Here is a 16601-nt window from a genome sequence, read left to right on the forward strand (position 1 = left end):
CTCCCAGACAGCGCCGTCCCCAGTGACATAAACGGTCGATCCGTCAACGGGCTGGACATTGAATCCGCCTGTGAACTCACCGAAAGCCGGTAGCAGACTGACCCGCCTGCCCAGGTAGAAGCACGCCAGTCGCAGGCTCTGGCGACCACGACCGTGAAGCCGATAGACCGGATGTACATGGCCTGCCAGCACGTGGCGTGTGGGATGTGGATCAGGTTCATGCTGCAGCGCGAACGGGCCCATCAGCAAGGGTTCAGTCACCACCTCGATGCCGAGACTGGGCGGCGGATCTCCTGCGCGTTTGTCGTGGTTGCCGCGTATCAGCGTAATGCGCAGCGTTGGGCGGCCTGCCCTCCAGTCGTGCAATGATGTCAGCGTTCCAGGTGCGTGTGATTCCGGGGCATGGAGAAAGTCGCCCAGGAAAACCAGGTGTTCGCAAGGAAAGTCGTCCAGCAGTTGATCCAGACGCCGAAGATTGGCCTGCGTCGTACCATGCGGCACGGGCTGCCCCAGTTTGCGATAGGCGGCAGCTTTGCCGAAATGCGCGTCGGCGATCAGCAGCGCGCGCTCGGCAGGGTAGTAAATGGCCTTGTCGGCCAGTAGCCAAAGTTCCTCGTTCGCCAGCGTAATGGCCAGCCAGGGATTCATCGTTCAGCCTCCGGGCCTGCGGCTTTCTCCAGATCGCGCACCATGCGTGCGATGCGATCCGCCAGTTTTTCCGAGCTGAGGCTTTCACGAAGACGCTCGACCAGCAGCGGAAACGCCAGCGGTGTGGCGCGTTTTATTGCGTGCAGATCCAGCGTCCGGCTGTTGATCTGGCGCAGCGTTGCTTCAAGACGTTGCAGATCCAGCTCTTGGCGAAGCACTTCCTGCTCGGCTTGAGTCAGCAGCATATTGCCTGCATCGTATTGTTTGAACACTTCGAAAAACAGTCCGCTGGAGGCCTGCAACTGACGGTTGCTCTTGGCTGCACCCGGATAGCCAGAAAATACCAGCCCTGAAATCCGGGCGATTTCGCGAAAGCGGCGCAGCGCCAGCTCGCCTGCATTGAGGCTGGCGATGATATCGGCCAGCAAATCGGTCTCGGAAAACAGCTCGCTCTGTACGGCCTCACCCCAGTCGATTTCGCTGGCACTGAGCAGTTCGAAGCCGTAATCGTTGACGGCGATAGAAAATGTCAGCGGCCGGTGTCGGCTCAAGCGCCAGGCCAGAAGGCTGGCCAGCCCCAAGTGGACATGGCGGCCTGCGAACGGATAGAGAAACAGGTGCCATCCCTCTCGAGATTTGAGCGTCTCGGCCAGCAACGTGTCACGTGTCGGCAACCCGGACCACTGTCTCTGCACCTCCAGCAGAGGCTTGACGGCTTGCATTTCCGGGCTGTCGAAATGGCCATGCGCCGCAGCGTCGAATTTCTCGACCACCGCGTCCGCCAGTTCGCTGGATAAAGGCATGCGCCCGCCGTTCCAGCGTGGCACTGCGGCTTTCTTGCCGGTGGCGCGCTTGACGTAGGCGGTCATGTTTTCGACTCGAACCAGTTCCAGCAGGCGGCCCGCGAACAGAAAACCGTCGCCAGGCTTGAGGCGGGCGATGAAACCTTCTTCGACACTGCCCAGATTGCCGCCGCCACCGCCTTTCTTCCAGTATTTGAGGTTGATGCTGGCGTCGCTGACGATAGTGCCGACGCTCATTCGGTGTCGGCGCGCCAGCCGCGCATCAGGCACGCGCCAGATCCCGTCTTCATCCGGTTCGGCACGCCGATAATCGGGATAGGCCGTCAGCGAATGGCCGCCGTTGCGCACGAACGCCAGCGCCCACTGCCACTGTTCGTCGCTCAGGTCACGGTAGGCCCAGGCCGTGCGCACTTCAGCCAGTAATTGGTCAGGCAGAAAGCCGCCACCCAGGGCGACGCTGACCAGATGCTGCACCAGCACATCGAGCGGCTGGTACGGCGACTCTCGCGGCTCGATCATGCGGGCCGCGACAGCATCGTGCGCAGCGGCGGCTTCGACCAGCTCCAGGCTGTGGGTGGGCACCAGCGTGACCCGGGATGGACGGCCGGGTGCGTGTCCCGATCGCCCGGCGCGTTGCATCAGGCGGGCGACGCCCTTCGGCGAGCCGATCTGCAGCACGCGCTCCACCGGGAGAAAATCTACGCCCAGGTCCAGGCTGGAAGTGCAGACCACTGCCTTCAGTGAGCCTTCCTTCAGCGCACGCTCGACCCAGTCCCGCACCTCGCGAGCGAGTGAGCCGTGATGCAGAGCGATCAGACCGGCCCAGTCAGGTCTGGCTTCCAGCAGGGCCTGATACCAGATCTCGGATTGCGCACGGGTATTGGTGAACACCAGGCAACTGGCGCTGTTTTCAACCTCCGCCACTACTTGCGGCAGCATGCGCAGGCCCATGTGTCCGGCCCACGGAAAGCGCTCGATGGAAGGGGGCAGCAGCGTGTCAACCTGCAGTTGTTTGACGATTTTGCCCTGAACGGTGACGCCGCCTTCGCCCATCAGGACCTGTTGCGCGTGCTGCTGATTACCCAGCGTTGCTGAAATACCCCATACGATCAATTGCGGATTCCACTGGCGCAAACGGGCCAGCGCCAGTTGCAGCTGCACCCCGCGTTTGTTGCCAATGAGTTCGTGCCACTCGTCCACCACGACCATCCGCAGCGTCGACAGCGTGGCCTGTGCATCGGCGCGAGTCAGCAGCAGGGTCAGGCTTTCCGGAGTGGTGATCAAGGCCGACGGCAGGCGCCGTCCCTGCCGGGCGCGTTCGCTGCTGCTGGTATCGCCAGTGCGCAGGCCGACGGACCAATTGATGTCGAGTTCGTCCAGCGGGGCTTCGAGGGCGCGCGCGGTGTCGGCTGCCAGCGCACGCATCGGCGTGATCCACATGACACTCAGCGGTGCCGCGGGTGGCTTTCGTTTGCGGGGTTTTTCCGGCTCGGGTGCGTTGGTACTGGCAAAGCGGTTGAGCGCGGCGAACCAGACGGCGTAGGTTTTGCCCGAGCCGGTGCTGGCGTGCAACAGGCCGGATTCGCCCTGTTTCACCGCCGCCCACACTTCCTTTTGAAACGCGAACGCCTTCCAGCCTCTGGCCCGGAACCATCGCTGAGCGAAATCGTTGGGTCTGCTCATGCGGTCGACAATGCTCTGAAGGGCGATAATTCAGAGACAGCGGCAAAAGGGTAATAGTTTTAAAAGGTTACGCGCCCGATGCCTTGGCAGCCCTGGCGCGTTGCTTGTTACTTTAGATTGCCGCTCAAAAATTGCTGCAACCGCTCGCTCTTGGGATTGTTCAGCACTTCATCCGGGTGACCGGATTCTTCGATCTGGCCTTGATGCAGGAACACCACCTGGCTGGCCACCTTGCGGGCGAAACCCATTTCGTGGGTCACCAGAATCATCGTCCGGCCTTCGTCGGCCAGGCCCTGGATGACCTTCAGCACTTCGCCGACCAGCTCCGGGTCCAGTGCCGAGGTCGGCTCGTCGAACAGCATGATTTCCGGCTCCATCGCCAGCGCGCGCGCAATCGCCACACGCTGCTGCTGGCCACCTGACAGGAATGCCGGGTACTGATCGGCGACTCGCTCGGGCAGGCCGACCTTTTCCAGGTATTTGCGTGCACGGGCTTCGGCTTCGGCCTTGGGCACGCCGAGCACGCGGCGCGGCGCCATGGTGATGTTTTCCAAGACCGTCATATGCGCCCAGAGATTGAAATGCTGGAACACCATCGCCAGTCGGGTGCGGATGCGCTGCAGCTCGTCGGGGTCGGCAACGCGCATGCCGTCTTTGTCGCTGACCATGCGCACTTGCTGGCCATCCAGGCTCATGGCCCCGTCGTTGGGTTGTTCCAGAAAGTTGATGCAGCGCAGGAACGTGCTCTTGCCCGAGCCGCTGGCGCCAATCAGGCAGATCACATCACCGCTGCTGGCCTTGAGCGATACGCCTTTGAGCACTTCGTTGTCGCCATAGCGCTTGTGCAGGCCATCGATGGTCAGTTTGTACATGAAAGGTCCTCAAGGAGAAAGAAGGTAGCCGCTGCGGTAGGCCTGCGTACCGGCAATATGCGCGATGACCATGCCTGCGGTGGCCATGCGGCGCAGCGAGCGGGCATAGAGCAGGCCGGCATTGTGGGCGTGCACGCTGGTGACGGCGTCGCTGATCGGGTCGATGATTTCGGCGATCAGTTGCCCGGCTTCGACCTGTTCGCCAGGCATCGCGCAGAACACCAGCAGGCCGCCAATCGGTGTCGCGACGGGCTCGACTGCAGCCAGCGGCGTAGCGGGATAAAGCAGTTCAGGAGGTTGTTGCCGTTCCCCGTCGATAATGCCGAAGTCGATCAGGTAATGAATGATCGCCTGGCAGTCGCGGCTGGCCAGCGCGTGATTGACGTCGCCTTGTCCGCGCAGTTCGAGAGTGACCGAGAAGCTGCCCATCGGCATCGGAAAACGTTTGCCGAAGCGCTGCTGCAATTGCCACCAGACCAGCGTGAAGCATTCATCGAACGACTGACCGCCCGAATCGGTGGCCAGCAGGCTGGCTTGCGCGCCCAGATAACGGGAAAGCGATTCGACGTCGGGCCAGGCTTCGGGCGTGGTGTAGAGATGTTCGACCGACTCGAAGTCGCAATGCAGATCCAGCACCATGTCGGCATCGCAGGCCAGCGTTTGCAGGGTCAGGCGTAACGATTGCAGTTGCGTGGTCGCAGGCACAGCTTTGAGGGCGGCCAGCAGGCTCTCGCGCACCAGTGCACGATTTTGCGCGGCGTCCTGGGTCAGGCGTGTCTGGATGGCATCGCCCACCTGTTCGGCGAGGTCGACGAACCCGCGGTTGAAGTTCTGCCCGCTCTCAAGCTCATAGCGTCCAAGCGGCGTGTCCATCAGCACCTGTTCCAGCCCGATGGGATTGGCCACCGGCACCACGACGACCTCGCCGCGCAGGCGGCCGGCATGCTCAAGCTCGGCCAGACGCTGTTTCAAGTACCAGGCGACCAGCATGCCGGGCAGTTCGTCGGCATGCAGCGAGGCCTGGATGTAGACCTTGCCTGCGCCATCCTGCGGTCCGTAGTGAAAACTGTGAACGCAACGCGCCGTGCCCGGCATCGGCGACAGCAAATCATGGGTGTGATGCTGCATGGGGTCTGTCCTGATTAATGAGCGGGGCCGAGGAAGGCCAGCCAGCGACGTTCGGCAAGACGGAACAACCCGACCAGAATGAAGGTGACGGTCAGGTACATGACGGCAGCGATTCCGAATGACTGAAAGGTCATGAAGGTCGCCGAGTTGGCGTCCCGGGCGACTTTCAGAATGTCCGGCACAGTGGCGGTAAACGCCACGGTGGTGGAGTGCAGCATCAGAATCACTTCGTTGCTGTAATAAGGCAGCGAGCGGCGCAGCACCGACGGCATGATCACGTAGGCGTACAGCTTCCAGCCGCTCAGCCCATAAGCTTTGGCTGCTTCGACCTCGCCGTGAGCCATGCTGCGGATCGCACCGGCGAAGATTTCGGTGGTGTAGGCGCAGGTGTTCAGGGTGAAGGCCAGGATCGTGCAGTTCATCGCATCGCGAAAGAACGCGTCGAGCAGCGGCTGTTCGCGGACCGCCGCAATGCTGTAGATGCCGGTGTAACAGATCAGCAGCTGGATATAGAGCGGAGTGCCGCGAAACAGATAGGTGTAGAACTGCACTGGCCAGCGGACCCATCTGTTTTTCGAGACACGGGCAATGGACAGTGGAATGGACAGGCAGAAGCCGATGGCGATGGACGCGCTGAGCAGCCACATCGTCATGGCCAGACCGGTCACGTTCACGCCGTCCGTATAAAGGAAGGGTTTCCAGTATTCCTGAAGCAGCTCGATCATCGCTGCGCCTCCCGGCTGCCGGCGGCGTAATGCCGTTCAGCCCAACGCAAGGCGAAGTTCGACGCGCTGGTGATCGCCAGATAGATCAGCGCCGCCAGAACCAGAAAATAGAACAGTTGATAGGTGCTCTTGCCGGCGTCCTGCGAAGCCTTGACCAGATCCGCCAGGCCGATGATCGAGACCAGCGCAGTCGCTTTGAGCAGCACTTGCCAGTTGTTGCCGATGCCCGGCAACGCGTAGCGCATCATTTGCGGAAATACCACATAACGAAAGCGCTGGCCGCGTTTGAGGCCATACGCGGTGGCGGCTTCCACCTGACCGCGTGGCACGGACAGAATCGCGCCGCGAAACGTCTCGGTGAAGTACGCCCCGTAAATGAAGCCCAGCGTGATGACGCCAGCCGCGAACGGATCGATTTCGATGTATTCCCACTCCATGGCGTCGGTCAGCACCGTGAGCCAGGTTTGCAGGCTGTAGAAAATCAGCAGCATCAGCACCAGATCCGGTACGCCGCGGATCAACGTGGTGTAGACCTGCGCCGGCACGCGCAACAGCGCGGAACCCGACAGTTTGGCGCTGGCCCCGATCAGGCCGAGCACGATGCTCAGCAGCAGGGACAGTACCGAAAGTTTGACGGTCATCCAGGTGCCTTGCAGCAGCAGCGGGCCGAAGCCCTTCAGGCTGAAGGCCGAAAGTCCGAGGGTGTGCATGAGTGCGTCGAGCATGGATAAAACCTTGAGCGGTCACGAACAGAAACGCCCATCGAAGAGGGCGGCGAATCATCGCCGAAATCGATGGGCGTCGGGGTGTTATTTACCGCTGTACAGATTCAGGTCGCCGAAGTGCTTTTTCTGGATTTCGGCGTAGGTGCCGTCATCGTGCAAGGCTTTGATGCCTTTATCGAGCAGGGCTTTGAGCTCTTTGTTGCCTTTGGAGATACCGATGGCGGTCTTGGATGGCAGCAGTTCGCTGTCGATCGGCTTGCTGACTTCGTAGTCGGCACCGGCTGGCGATTTCAGAAAGCCCAGCTCGGCCTGCAGCATGTCCTGGATGGAGGCGTCCAGACGGCCGGAGGTCAGGTCGGCGTAAACCTGATCCTGGTTGGCGTAGGCCTGGGTCTTCACGCCAGCCTTGTCCAGCACGGCCTTGGCGTAAGCTTCCTGAATGGTGCCTTGCTCATAGCCGACGGTCTTGCCTTTCAGGCTGGCCGGATCTGCTGTCAGGCCTGCCCCTTTTTTGAACACCAGCGACGTTGGGCCTGAGAACAGTTCGTTGGAGAAGTCGATGACCTTCTCGCGAGCCGGGGTCACGGTCATGGAGGAGATCACGCCGTCGAACTTGCGCGCCTTCAGGCCCGGAATCATGCCGTCGAAATCGCTTTCGACCCATTTGCAGGTGACCTTCAACTCTTTGCAGATTGCGTTGCCCAGATCGATATCGAAGCCCACCAGGCTGCCATCGGCGGCTTTGGATTCGAACGGGGCGTAAGAAGGATCGACGCCAAAGCGCAGTTCCTTGTACTCCTTGGCCATCGTGTTACCAGCGGCCAGGCACAAAGCCAGTGCGGAAAGGGTCAGCCATGCTTTTTTCATTATTCAGTCCTTAAAACCTGATGGGGGTGTTGGGAACGCGCGAGGCTTGTTGCTACCGGCGGGTGCCAGATGTTTTAAAAGTAGCAATTTCCGAACCAGAGAGACGAACGTGCGTTTGAAGTGTAACTGGTTGTCGCTATTTCATATCAAAGCATGGCGATCTGCCTTCGCGCGCGCATCCAGGTCTCGGGAAGGTGTCTCAGCGATGGAACATCAATAGCGCCAGACGCGACGCATGCAGCAGATTGGTAACGGTCTGACTGTCACTTTGGCAAACGAGTGGGTAGTCATGTGCAGGAATGGTGCGATCGATTCGCGTCGCACCTTTTGAGTGCGTCAACTCAGCAGGTCCTGGAGCGTAGCCAGACTGTCGGCTTCGGCCACCGGTTTGTCCTGGCGCCAGCGCAGCATGCGCGGAAAACGCACCGCGATGCCGCTCTTGTGGCGTTTGGACAGGGCGATCCCCTCGAACCCCAGTTCAAACACCAGTGTCGGCGTCACACTGCTCACCGGGCCGAATTTTTCCACCGTGGTCTTGCGCACAATAGCGTCCACCTTGCGCATCTCTTCATCGGTCAGTCCCGAGTAGGCTTTGGCGAATGGCACCAGAGTACGCTCGCTGGACTCGGGCGGTCCGTCCCACACCGCAAAGGTGTAATCGCTGTACAGGCTGGCGCGTCGTCCGTGTCCGCGTTGCGCGTAGATCAGCACCGCGTCCACGCTGAACGGATCGACCTTCCATTTCCACCACACGCCCATGTCCTTGGTGCGCCCGACGCCGTACAGCGAATCGCGGGCCTTGAGCATCATGCCCTCGACGCCCAGGCTGCGGGACGCTTCACGCTGACTGGCGAGGTCAAGCCAGTCCTTGCCGGTGAGTACGGGAGAGGGCATCAAGACGTCGCTGCCGGCCTGTGCGATCAGGATTTCCAGCTGACTGCGGCGCTCATGCTGCGGACGGCTGCGCCAGTCATGACCCTCCCATTCGAGGAGATCGTAGGCCAGCACCACGACCGGCACATCGGCGAGGATTTTCTTGCCCAGCGTCTTGCGACCAATCCGTTGCTGCAGCAAAGCGAACGGCTGCACCGAAGGGCTGGCCTGCGGCGCGTCGCTGTCCAGGGCGAATTCGGCGTCGCTGGCGGGAGCTGTTTCCGGCGCCTTCCAGACCACGATCTCACCATCGATGACGGTGCCGTCGGGCAAGCACTGGACAAGGCTATGCAGTTCGGGAAAGCGATCGGTGACCAATTCTTCGCCCCGCGACCAGATCCACAGGCGTCCGTCGCGTTTGACCAGTTGCGCCCGGATGCCGTCCCACTTCCATTCCACCTGCCAGTTTTCGGCCGGCCCCAGCAGTTCGTCGAATTGATCTGCTGGTTGCTGCAATAAGTGGGCGAGAAAGAACGGGTAGGGCTGGCCGCCGCGCTGTGCATGTTCGTCTTCGGATTCGGCCGCGATCAGTTTCAGATAGCCTTCGGCGCTGGGACGGTGCGACAGATCGGTGTAACCCACCAGCCGCTGCGTCACACGTTTACTGTCGATGTCTGCCAGCGAGGCGAGCGCACGGGTCACCAGCAGTTTGGAAACACCGACCCGGAAACTGCCGGTGATCAACTTGATACAAACCATCAGGCTGCTGCGATCCAGTTGCGACCAGAAGGTCGGCAAGCGTTCGGCCAGTTCTTCAGGCGGCAGGCCGCGCAGGGGCAAGAGCTTTTCTTCCATCCACAGCGCAAGGCCTTCGTCGTTGCTGTGCTCGGCTTGCGGCAGCAGAAGCGACAGGGTTTCCGCCAGATCGCCCACGGCCTGATAACTTTCTTCGAACAGCCATTCCGGCAGGCTGCCCAAGGTCATGGCCTGTTCGCGCAAGATGCGGGTCGGCACCAGTTGGCGGGGGCGTCCGCCGGACAGAAAGTACACCGCCCAAGCAGCATCCTGCGGTTCGGCCTGCTCGAAATACTCGCGCATCGCTGCCAGCTTGGCGTTGCTGGAAGTGGTGGCGTCCAGTCGGGAATACAGTTCGGCAAAGGCTTTCATGACTGCGCCTCGCCATTGCTCTCGGCCGCCGCTTCGGCCGCCGGTGCAGTCGAGTCGTCCTCGTCACCGTACTCGGTGGTGAAGCCTTGGGCGTCGAGGCCCAGTTCACGCAGGTAACGCACCAGTACGCCGACCGAACCGTGGGTGACCATGACGCGTTCGGCACCGGTCTGTTCGATGGCCCACAGCAGGCCTGGCCAGTCGGCGTGGTCGGACAGCACGAACCCCCGGTCGACGCCACGCCGACGTCGGGTCCCGCGCAACATCATCCAGCCACTGGCAAACGCATCGCTGTACTCGCCAAAGCGCTTCATCCAGCTGCTGCCGCCAGCAGAAGGCGGCGCCAGAATCAGTGCCTGACGCAGTGCCGGATCGGTTTTCTTGAAGTCTCCGGCGTACTGGGTTTCCGGAATGCGGATGCCGCCTTCACGGTAAACCCGGTTCAATGGTTCGACTGCGCCGTGCACCAGAATCGGGCCGATGCTGGCGTCGATACCGTGCAGGATGCGCTGGGCCTTGCCGAAGGAATAGGCGAACAACACGCTCGCCTTTCCCTGTGCGGCGTTGGCGCGCCACCACTCATTGATGCCGTCGAAAATCTGCGATTGCGGTGCCCAGCGATAGATTGGCAGGCCGAACGTCGATTCGGTGATGAAGGTATGGCAGCGCACCGGTTCGAACGTGGCACAGGTGCCGTCCGGCTCGACCTTGTAATCGCCCGAGGCAACCCAGACTTCGCCTTCGTATTCCAGCCGCACCTGCGCCGAGCCGAGCACGTGACCGGCCGGGTGCAGGCTGAGTTTCACGCCGTGATGGGTGATCTGCTCGCCGTACTCGAGGGTTTGCAGGTTGATGTCCTGACCCAGACGCGAGCGCAGAATACCCTCGCCGCTGGCGGCCGACAGGTAGCGCTCATTCCCGGTGCGGGCATGGTCGCCGTGCGCGTGAGTGATGATCGCCCGCTCGACTGGACGCCAGGGGTCGATATAGAAATCACCGGGTGGACAGTACAAACCTTCGGGTCGAGCAACGACAAGATCCATGGGACAACCGTATGGATGGGCTTGTTAGCTATGAGCCGGGGCCGGGCGGGAAGTTCGTGGAGTTTGATGGGCACGACCACAGATCGACGGTGCGTGCCGAACATTTGCCACTGATAGTGCCGCCCTCGAATCTGTATGAGGGCGGCAGATGTAACGCATAGCGATAGGCATGAACGACGAGTCCGCCAAGTCATCAGCTCAGGCGGTACCCGAGCAATACCCGCACGGCTTATTTGCCGGGCGTCAACGTCAGGCGTTGCTTGCCGTAGCCCTTCTCGTAGTTCGACTGTTGCAACGGCAGCGACATGTATTGCGCCTTGAGCCAAGGCTCGATGCTGTTGGCGTAGTACGGACTGGCCGGGTTGCCGGACTGGCCGGTGCTGATCACACCGGTCATGGGCTCGACCAGACTGAAGTCAACGATCATGCGCAGACCGGGGGCCATGCGTGCATCGAAGCCTTTACCCCATTCGTAGCCGGAGGCGTTGATCGTGGTGTGATCGCCGCCCGCTGGCATCGCGCTGCGGTTGTACTCGACGCCGCCCATCTGCTTGACCAGCGCATTGGTCGAAGTCCAGTTGTCACGATGCAGCTTGCCCCACTGCCAGGCCTTGTGATCGCTGCCCAGCAGGCTATCGCCACTGGTCACTGCCGCCGCCAGACTGCGCGCCAGGATCGCGGGCTTGTCTTCGCTCTGCGGGGTTTTGACGTCGTCCCAATAAGGACTGTCGTCGCGGCTCAGCAGGTGGTCGGCTTGCGCTGAATAGGACGAGCCTGCGTTGGCGATCAGTGCCTGCCACGCCGGACTGGTTTCCGGGCCCAGTTCATCGAGGAAGATCTGTCTGGCGCTTTCCTGCAGAAACAGCTCGTACAGCGCCGCGTCGGCCGAGGTGGCGCTGAGCTTGCCGTCGAATGCCATCAAACGGGTATAGGCTTCGCGGGCCTTGTTGCGGTCGGCGTCGGGCAGCGCGTCGATGGCCTGCTTCAAGGGCTTGCTCATGCCCGGTGCTTCGAACATGGTCTTGAGCTTGGCGGCGAAGGTCGTGGTCTGGTCATATTGCATCGCGACAGTGCTGCGCAGGTCTTGCTTGCCGCTGTTGGCCAGCTCGGCAATCCGCTCGGCGCGCTCCGGGTTGCCCCATGAATTGGAGAGCTGCATGCCATAGCCTTTCGGGATCGTGCGCTGGTTGGCGGTGGCGATCCAGCCCTGGCGCGGGTCTTGGTCATAAGGGTGCAGCATCGAATCGGCGAAGCCGTCCCAGTCGTATTTGTCTTCCCAGCCTGGCGAAGGCAGCAGGCCCTGACCTTCACGACGATTCGGGAAACGGCCGGTCACCTGCCAGCCGATGTTGGAGGAATCGGCGAAAATCATGTTAAGGGTGATCGCCCGAATCTCGCGGCTGGTGTCGAACGCCTTCTCCACGTTGGGCGCGCGGGACAGGTCGAAGAATGCGTCCAGCGTCTTGTCATCCTTCAGGCTTGGCGTTTGCAGTGCCAGGCTCAGGCCGTTGCCGGGCGGCGTAGCGCTGGCATTGAGCAGCGCTCCGTGACGGGTGGCGTAAACCGTTTCGCGAACGGCGCGGTTGCCTTTGACCAGAAAGGTTTCTTCGTGAGCGGTGGCGGGTACCCACTTGCCATCGGCCATGTAGGACACACGATTGCCTTCGCGTTTGATTTTCTCCAGAAACAGGTCCTGGTTGTCGCCTTTGACGTTGCTCATGCTCCACGCCAGCTTGCCGTTGAAGCCGCTGAGCACCAGCGGCAGGCCTGCAATGGAGACGCCGGACACCTGATATTTCGGAGCGCGGATCTGCACGAAGCTCCAGGCCGAGTTCAGGCCACCGGGGAACTGCATGTCGCTGGCCAACAGGCTTTTACCACTGCGGCTGCGCTGTGGCGCGATGGCCCAGTTGCTCGAGGCGGCGACGCCCAACATGTTCAGGTCGCAGAGTTGCAGGGCGACCTTGTTCAGGTCGCTCAGGCCATTCACCTGATTGTTGAGGTTCAAGCCCTTGAGCTTGTCGGCTTCGGCGAACGGCAGTTCTTCATCGGGATAGGTCGGCAGCAGCCACGCGAGTTTGTCGGCGCCGACTTTCTGGGCGAGCACCAGCCCGGACAATTCTTCCTGCAGGTTCACCGACTGGCTGAAGTTGAGCAGACTGAAAATCAGCGCCGAGTCTTCAGGCTTCCAGTATTCGGGCTTGTAGCCGGAGTTGGCGACATCGGCCGGCAGCTTGTCGCGATAACGGAACAGGTAGGCGTTCACGCCGCGTGCGTAGACATCGAAGAAACGCTTGAGGCGTGGCGACGAGGCGTTGTACAGATCACTGGCGTTCTGTTTGAGGTTGACCGAACGCATCAGGCGGTCGACTTCCAGTGCATCGGGCCCTGCCATTTCCGACAGACGGCCCTGTGCGAGCAGGCGCATGCCGAGCATCTGACTGATGCGATCTCCCGCGTGGACGTAACCCAAGGTGAACAGCGCGTCGTGGTAAGTGCTGCTTTCAATCAGCGGCATGCCCATGCTGTTGCGCCGCACCGATACATTCTGTGCAAGGCCTTTTAGTGCAAAAGTCCCGGAAGCAGGCAGTACCGTGTCATTGTCACCCCCGCCCAACTGGCAACCGGCCAGGCTCAGAAAGCCGACCGCAGCAGCGGCAGCGCCACATCGAGGCAGAAAACGTAAAAGGGCTGGCGAGGCCATGGGCAAGCTCCTGGAGGGGGTCACGTACAAAAGTCGCTACGTTAGAGAGCAGGCAGGCAGCACGCAAGCGGGCAGGGCGAGTTTATTTCAGGATTTTACAAAGAGCGGCGTGCCAGCATGCAGGCCGGCACGCTCGAACGCCTCAAGGCTTTGATGGATTGATCCGCTCGGCCAGCGCGTAGGCACGTTTGGTCGCGTCGCGATGGGCAATGCTGCCGAACCAGCGCTTCAGGTGCGGGAAATCGTTCAGGTCCTGCTGCTGATAGCTGTGCGGCACGATCCATGGGTAAATCGCCATGTCCGCGATGCTGTATTCGCTGCCCGCCACGAAATCCCTATCAGCCAGACGCTTGTTCAGCACGCCGTACAGCCGGGCGGTTTCGTTGACGTAGCGGTCGATGGCGTACGGAATCTTTTCCTTGGCGAACCGATTGAAGTGATGATTCTGCCCGGCCATCGGTCCCAGCCCGCCCATTTGCCAGAACAGCCACTGCGAGACCTCCTGACGACCGCGCAGGTCCTGCGGTATGAAGCGCCCGGTCTTTTCGGCCAGGTACAACAGAATGGCACCGGACTCGAACAGGCTGAGCGGTGCGCCACCGTCGGCCGGGTCGTGATCGACGATGGCCGGGATGCGGTTGTTGGGGGAAATCTGCAGAAAGTCAGGCTCGAACTGTTCGTTCTTGCCGATGTTCACGGGAAACACCTTATAGGGCAGGCCGGACTCTTCCAGAAACAGGCTGATTTTGTGTCCGTTGGGCGTGGTCCAGTAGTGCAGATCGATCATTGAGCGCTCCTTGTAAGTGATCGTAATGCTCTGTTTTACTCTGTGCGCGACGTTAGGCACAAATGAAAACGGCCTGCGAGGCAGGCCGTTGGCAGGATCCCCGGCGTATTACGCGCCGTGGCACTTCTTGAATTTCTTCTCGCTGCCACACGGGCACGGATCGTTGCGACCTACGTCTTTCAACGTGTTGCGCACGGGTTCCTGGTGCGCATGACCGCAATTGGGGCCATGCACGTGGCCATGCTGGTGGTCGTGATGATCGTGATCGTGGTTGCAATCAGGACCATGAACATGGGCTTGCTGGTTCATCGGGGTTACTCCGCAATTAAATCGACGCGCATTATCTCGCAAATGGCCCACAAGCTGTACTGAACTGTTTTTTGTTGGAAATAGTGCGCTTTTTTAAGCATGCTTACATTGCATGGCGTCAAGCGCTCACTTGATTTCCTTTCAGCGATAGAGACAGGCCTATGAACAGACACGAACGCATCGCCCGGGCTATTACCGTCAGCGGCAAGAAAAAAGGTGAAATCGCTGCCGCGTGTGGCGTTGCCAATTCGGCGGTCACGCAATGGGTCAGTGGCGAGAGCAAAAGCCTGCGCCCTGAAAACCTTTATGCACTGGCCAGGGCCACGGGCTTTCGCGCCGAGTGGCTGGCGATTGGCGAAGGCCCTGAACGGGAGTCGCCCCATGACGCCAACGTCGCGCTGATCGATCAGCCCCGGATGTCCTTCCGCTATCCGGTCATCAGTTGGGTCTCGGCGGGGTCGTGGGAAGAGGCCGTCGAGCCCTACCCGGAAGGTTTCTCCGACCGGTATGAAATCTCCGATTACGACTCCAAGGGGCCGGCGTTCTGGCTGGAAGTCAAAGGCGACTCCATGACCGCGCCCACCGGCGTCAGCGTGCCCGAGGGGATGATGATTCTGGTGGACACCGAGGCCGATGTTCAGCCCGGTCGCCTGGTAATCGCCAAGCTGCCGGCCAGCAACGAGGCAACGTTCAAGAAACTGGTGGAAGATGGGGGCGTGCGTTACCTCAAACCGCTCAATCCAGCGTATCGGATGATCGAGTGCGGTGCCGACTGTCGCATTATCGGGGTCGCGGTGAGGATGACCGGCAAGCTATGAGCCATGCTGGACAAGGCTTTCGGCACTTTTTTACAAACGCTGCCTGAATAGTTTTCCTACGGCCACCTTGCTGACTTCCTATTGCTGGAATACTGTATATAAATACAGTTATGCCGAGGAGGTTGTCATGGCTAACGGTCTTGATTCAACGGTTCGCGCGCCGTGTTCGTACGAACAGATCGGCAGGAGAATTCAGCGCATGGTGGCTGCGCCGCAGGTGCAGAAGGTTCAGTCCGTCACTGTCACGCGGCGTGACGATGAGCCTTGCGAGCTGTGGGACATTGTGCTGCAGGAAATCGAAGAAACAGAAGGCATTCAGGTCCGACGCCGGGAAGACGGTTCAGTGTGGATCGGATGGCAGCGGTATATCGACAACTGAAGATCGGCTTCTCGATGCACGCACGCAGGTAGCATCACGCTCCGCATGACGCCACGCAGTGATGCACGAGCAGAACACCCCTTTCGCAACTGCTTTACGTTCAGCAAGCTTGACAATTTATTTAAGTATGCTGAAATTTGGTCTCAATCCTGAAACTCGACAGTGCGTGAACTCATTAACTCTTGTACGGAGTCAGGCTCATGGAGCTTTTGAATGGCTTGGTTGACAGATTCGAATGGTTGGCGGCCGGTCTGGTCGGCGCGATCATTTCCGGGTGGTGGCACAAGGCGAGCCTGCTGGACTGGCGTGCCTGGATGGTTTTTCTGATCACGGGAGTAGCCTGCGCGGTGTTTCTGACCGGTATTGCCAGCAATTACCTGGGTGTTGCGGATCCGCGCAATATTACCGGGGTCGGCTTTCTGCTGGGCTCATTCGGCGGTGCGCTGATCTCGGCGATCAACCGGGCGTTATGGGCCGCAGACATCTGGAAGTTTCTGATGGAACTGGTCAAAGGCAGGCTGGGTGGTTAACCGAACGTGTCAGCGTTTGTGGATCAGGTCCTCGGGCGCCACATCGCCTGAGCGGCCGATGCGGATCGTGTTTCTGAACAGCAGGCCTGTCTTGAGCTTGCCATCGAGGCGGTAGTGAATGGCTTCATCAGGTTTTTTCAACAGTTGGGCAATGTATTTGGCGTGCCGCCAGAGATTGGTGCGGATCGGCACCATGAACGTCCGGCGGCTGTGGGCGTCGACCAGAAACCATTCGTTGGAGCGGTCATCGGCCAGCACAATGTCGTTGAGGGTGATCTTGTACTGAAACGCCCGAACCAGTACGCGAGAGTCATTGGGGTTATCGACCTCGAAGTGCAGTTTGAAATCCTGCTGGGTCAGTCGGGCCTTAACCACCTGAACCTTCAGTAAATGCACTTCCGGGTCCTGAAAGCGGTCAAAACTCCAGAGCGAGCAACCTGACAGCCCGAACATGAGCAGCGCAAGGCTTATGGTTCTTGTAATGTGCGCCTGAGAAATCATGAGGTTGCTCCGTAAGTGGCCTGGAGTTTAGCAATTCGA

At 60.5% G+C, this 16601-nt stretch carries 16 protein-coding genes; 3 read left to right on the forward strand and 13 right to left on the reverse strand.

The window, feature by feature from the left end; genetic code table 11:
• The 12 genes from pdeM to BZK31_RS18090 form a co-directional block, all read right to left on the reverse strand.
• The coding region (gene pdeM / locus BZK31_RS18035; protein ID WP_083184365.1) for a ligase-associated DNA damage response endonuclease PdeM at nucleotides 1–648 on the reverse strand (648 nt) is incomplete at its 3' end.
• The gene (locus BZK31_RS18040) at nucleotides 645–3134 is read right to left on the reverse strand and encodes a ligase-associated DNA damage response DEXH box helicase (RefSeq protein ID WP_083184300.1); all 2490 of its coding nucleotides are present in this window, start codon (nucleotides 3132–3134) and stop codon (nucleotides 645–647) included. The genes BZK31_RS18040 and pdeM, both read right to left, overlap by 4 nt.
• A 107-nt stretch (nucleotides 3135–3241) precedes the next feature.
• Nucleotides 3242–4006 carry an ABC transporter ATP-binding protein gene (locus BZK31_RS18045; RefSeq protein WP_004888164.1) on the reverse strand — a complete coding sequence of 255 codons (765 nt, stop codon included), beginning with the start codon at nucleotides 4004–4006 and terminating at the stop codon, nucleotides 3242–3244.
• 9 nt (nucleotides 4007–4015) lie between these two features.
• On the reverse strand, nucleotides 4016–5134 hold the full coding sequence (locus BZK31_RS18050; protein ID WP_083184301.1) for a succinylglutamate desuccinylase/aspartoacylase family protein: 1119 nt from the start codon (nucleotides 5132–5134) through the stop codon (nucleotides 4016–4018).
• 14 nt (nucleotides 5135–5148) lie between these two features.
• Entirely contained in the window at nucleotides 5149–5859 is a 711-nt protein-coding gene (locus BZK31_RS18055) for an ABC transporter permease (RefSeq protein WP_025996574.1), read from the reverse strand.
• A complete protein-coding gene (locus tag BZK31_RS18060) occupies nucleotides 5856–6584 on the reverse strand; it encodes an ABC transporter permease (RefSeq protein WP_083184302.1) in 729 nt (242 codons plus the stop codon). Before BZK31_RS18060 ends, BZK31_RS18055 begins: the two co-directional genes overlap by 4 nt.
• Nucleotides 6585–6668: 84 nt before the next feature.
• Nucleotides 6669–7451 carry a transporter substrate-binding domain-containing protein gene (locus BZK31_RS18065; protein ID WP_083184303.1) on the reverse strand — a complete coding sequence of 261 codons (783 nt, stop codon included), beginning with the start codon at nucleotides 7449–7451 and terminating at the stop codon, nucleotides 6669–6671.
• Between the two features lie 336 nt (nucleotides 7452–7787).
• Complete coding sequence (locus BZK31_RS18070; RefSeq protein ID WP_083184304.1) at nucleotides 7788–9491, reverse strand: ATP-dependent DNA ligase; 1704 nt, start codon at nucleotides 9489–9491, stop codon at nucleotides 7788–7790.
• Entirely contained in the window at nucleotides 9488–10534 is a 1047-nt protein-coding gene (locus tag BZK31_RS18075) for a ligase-associated DNA damage response exonuclease (protein WP_083184305.1), read from the reverse strand. Before BZK31_RS18075 ends, BZK31_RS18070 begins: the two co-directional genes overlap by 4 nt.
• A gap of 229 nt (nucleotides 10535–10763) precedes the next feature.
• On the reverse strand, nucleotides 10764–13238 hold the full coding sequence (locus tag BZK31_RS18080; protein ID WP_083184306.1) for a penicillin acylase family protein: 2475 nt from the start codon (nucleotides 13236–13238) through the stop codon (nucleotides 10764–10766).
• 142 nt (nucleotides 13239–13380) lie between these two features.
• On the reverse strand, nucleotides 13381–14025 hold the full coding sequence (locus BZK31_RS18085) for a glutathione binding-like protein (RefSeq protein ID WP_083184307.1): 645 nt from the start codon (nucleotides 14023–14025) through the stop codon (nucleotides 13381–13383).
• Between the two features lie 108 nt (nucleotides 14026–14133).
• On the reverse strand, nucleotides 14134–14334 hold the full coding sequence (locus tag BZK31_RS18090; protein ID WP_083184308.1) for an SEC-C metal-binding domain-containing protein: 201 nt from the start codon (nucleotides 14332–14334) through the stop codon (nucleotides 14134–14136).
• Between the two features lie 161 nt (nucleotides 14335–14495).
• Between BZK31_RS18090 and BZK31_RS18095 the strand changes: the two genes are divergently transcribed.
• The 3 genes from BZK31_RS18095 (at nucleotide 14496) to BZK31_RS18105 (ending at nucleotide 16061) form a co-directional block, all read left to right on the forward strand.
• Nucleotides 14496–15152: a LexA family protein gene (locus BZK31_RS18095; protein ID WP_083184309.1), complete on the forward strand. Its 657-nt coding sequence runs from the start codon at nucleotides 14496–14498 to the stop codon at nucleotides 15150–15152.
• Between the two features lie 127 nt (nucleotides 15153–15279).
• Nucleotides 15280–15531 (forward strand): DUF1654 domain-containing protein, encoded by a 252-nt coding sequence (locus BZK31_RS18100; RefSeq protein ID WP_083184310.1) that lies wholly within the window; start codon nucleotides 15280–15282, stop codon nucleotides 15529–15531.
• A 200-nt stretch (nucleotides 15532–15731) separates the two neighbouring features.
• Nucleotides 15732–16061 (forward strand): MFS transporter, encoded by a 330-nt coding sequence (locus BZK31_RS18105; protein ID WP_083184311.1) that lies wholly within the window; start codon nucleotides 15732–15734, stop codon nucleotides 16059–16061.
• A gap of 9 nt (nucleotides 16062–16070) precedes the next feature.
• Here the strand turns inward: BZK31_RS18105 and BZK31_RS18110 are convergent, their stop codons facing one another.
• Entirely contained in the window at nucleotides 16071–16562 is a 492-nt protein-coding gene (locus tag BZK31_RS18110) for an LEA/WHy family protein (RefSeq protein WP_083184312.1), read from the reverse strand.
• Nucleotides 16563–16601 lie beyond the last annotated feature (39 nt).

The sequence above is a fragment of the Pseudomonas floridensis genome (assembly GCF_002087235.1).
Lineage (GTDB): Bacteria > Pseudomonadota > Gammaproteobacteria > Pseudomonadales > Pseudomonadaceae > Aquipseudomonas > Aquipseudomonas floridensis.

What these genes read in the sequence shown, in the direction of transcription:
- BZK31_RS18040 (WP_083184300.1), bottom strand. Translation starts at nt 3,134, where the DNA reads ATGAGCAGACCCAACGATTTCGCTCAGCGATGGTTCCGGGCCAGAGGC.
- BZK31_RS18045 (WP_004888164.1), bottom strand. Translation starts at nt 4,006, where the DNA reads ATGTACAAACTGACCATCGATGGCCTGCACAAGCGCTATGGCGACAAC.
- BZK31_RS18050 (WP_083184301.1), bottom strand. Translation starts at nt 5,134, where the DNA reads ATGCAGCATCACACCCATGATTTGCTGTCGCCGATGCCGGGCACGGCG.
- BZK31_RS18055 (WP_025996574.1), bottom strand. Translation starts at nt 5,859, where the DNA reads ATGATCGAGCTGCTTCAGGAATACTGGAAACCCTTCCTTTATACGGAC.
- BZK31_RS18060 (WP_083184302.1), bottom strand. Translation starts at nt 6,584, where the DNA reads ATGCTCGACGCACTCATGCACACCCTCGGACTTTCGGCCTTCAGCCTG.
- BZK31_RS18065 (WP_083184303.1), bottom strand. Translation starts at nt 7,451, where the DNA reads ATGAAAAAAGCATGGCTGACCCTTTCCGCACTGGCTTTGTGCCTGGCC.
- BZK31_RS18070 (WP_083184304.1), bottom strand. Translation starts at nt 9,491, where the DNA reads ATGAAAGCCTTTGCCGAACTGTATTCCCGACTGGACGCCACCACTTCC.
- BZK31_RS18075 (WP_083184305.1), bottom strand. Translation starts at nt 10,534, where the DNA reads ATGGATCTTGTCGTTGCTCGACCCGAAGGTTTGTACTGTCCACCCGGT.
- BZK31_RS18080 (WP_083184306.1), bottom strand. Translation starts at nt 13,238, where the DNA reads ATGGCCTCGCCAGCCCTTTTACGTTTTCTGCCTCGATGTGGCGCTGCC.
- BZK31_RS18085 (WP_083184307.1), bottom strand. Translation starts at nt 14,025, where the DNA reads ATGATCGATCTGCACTACTGGACCACGCCCAACGGACACAAAATCAGC.
- BZK31_RS18090 (WP_083184308.1), bottom strand. Translation starts at nt 14,334, where the DNA reads ATGAACCAGCAAGCCCATGTTCATGGTCCTGATTGCAACCACGATCAC.
- BZK31_RS18095 (WP_083184309.1), top strand. Translation starts at nt 14,496, where the DNA reads ATGAACAGACACGAACGCATCGCCCGGGCTATTACCGTCAGCGGCAAG.
- BZK31_RS18100 (WP_083184310.1), top strand. Translation starts at nt 15,280, where the DNA reads ATGGCTAACGGTCTTGATTCAACGGTTCGCGCGCCGTGTTCGTACGAA.
- BZK31_RS18105 (WP_083184311.1), top strand. Translation starts at nt 15,732, where the DNA reads ATGGAGCTTTTGAATGGCTTGGTTGACAGATTCGAATGGTTGGCGGCC.
- BZK31_RS18110 (WP_083184312.1), bottom strand. Translation starts at nt 16,562, where the DNA reads ATGATTTCTCAGGCGCACATTACAAGAACCATAAGCCTTGCGCTGCTC.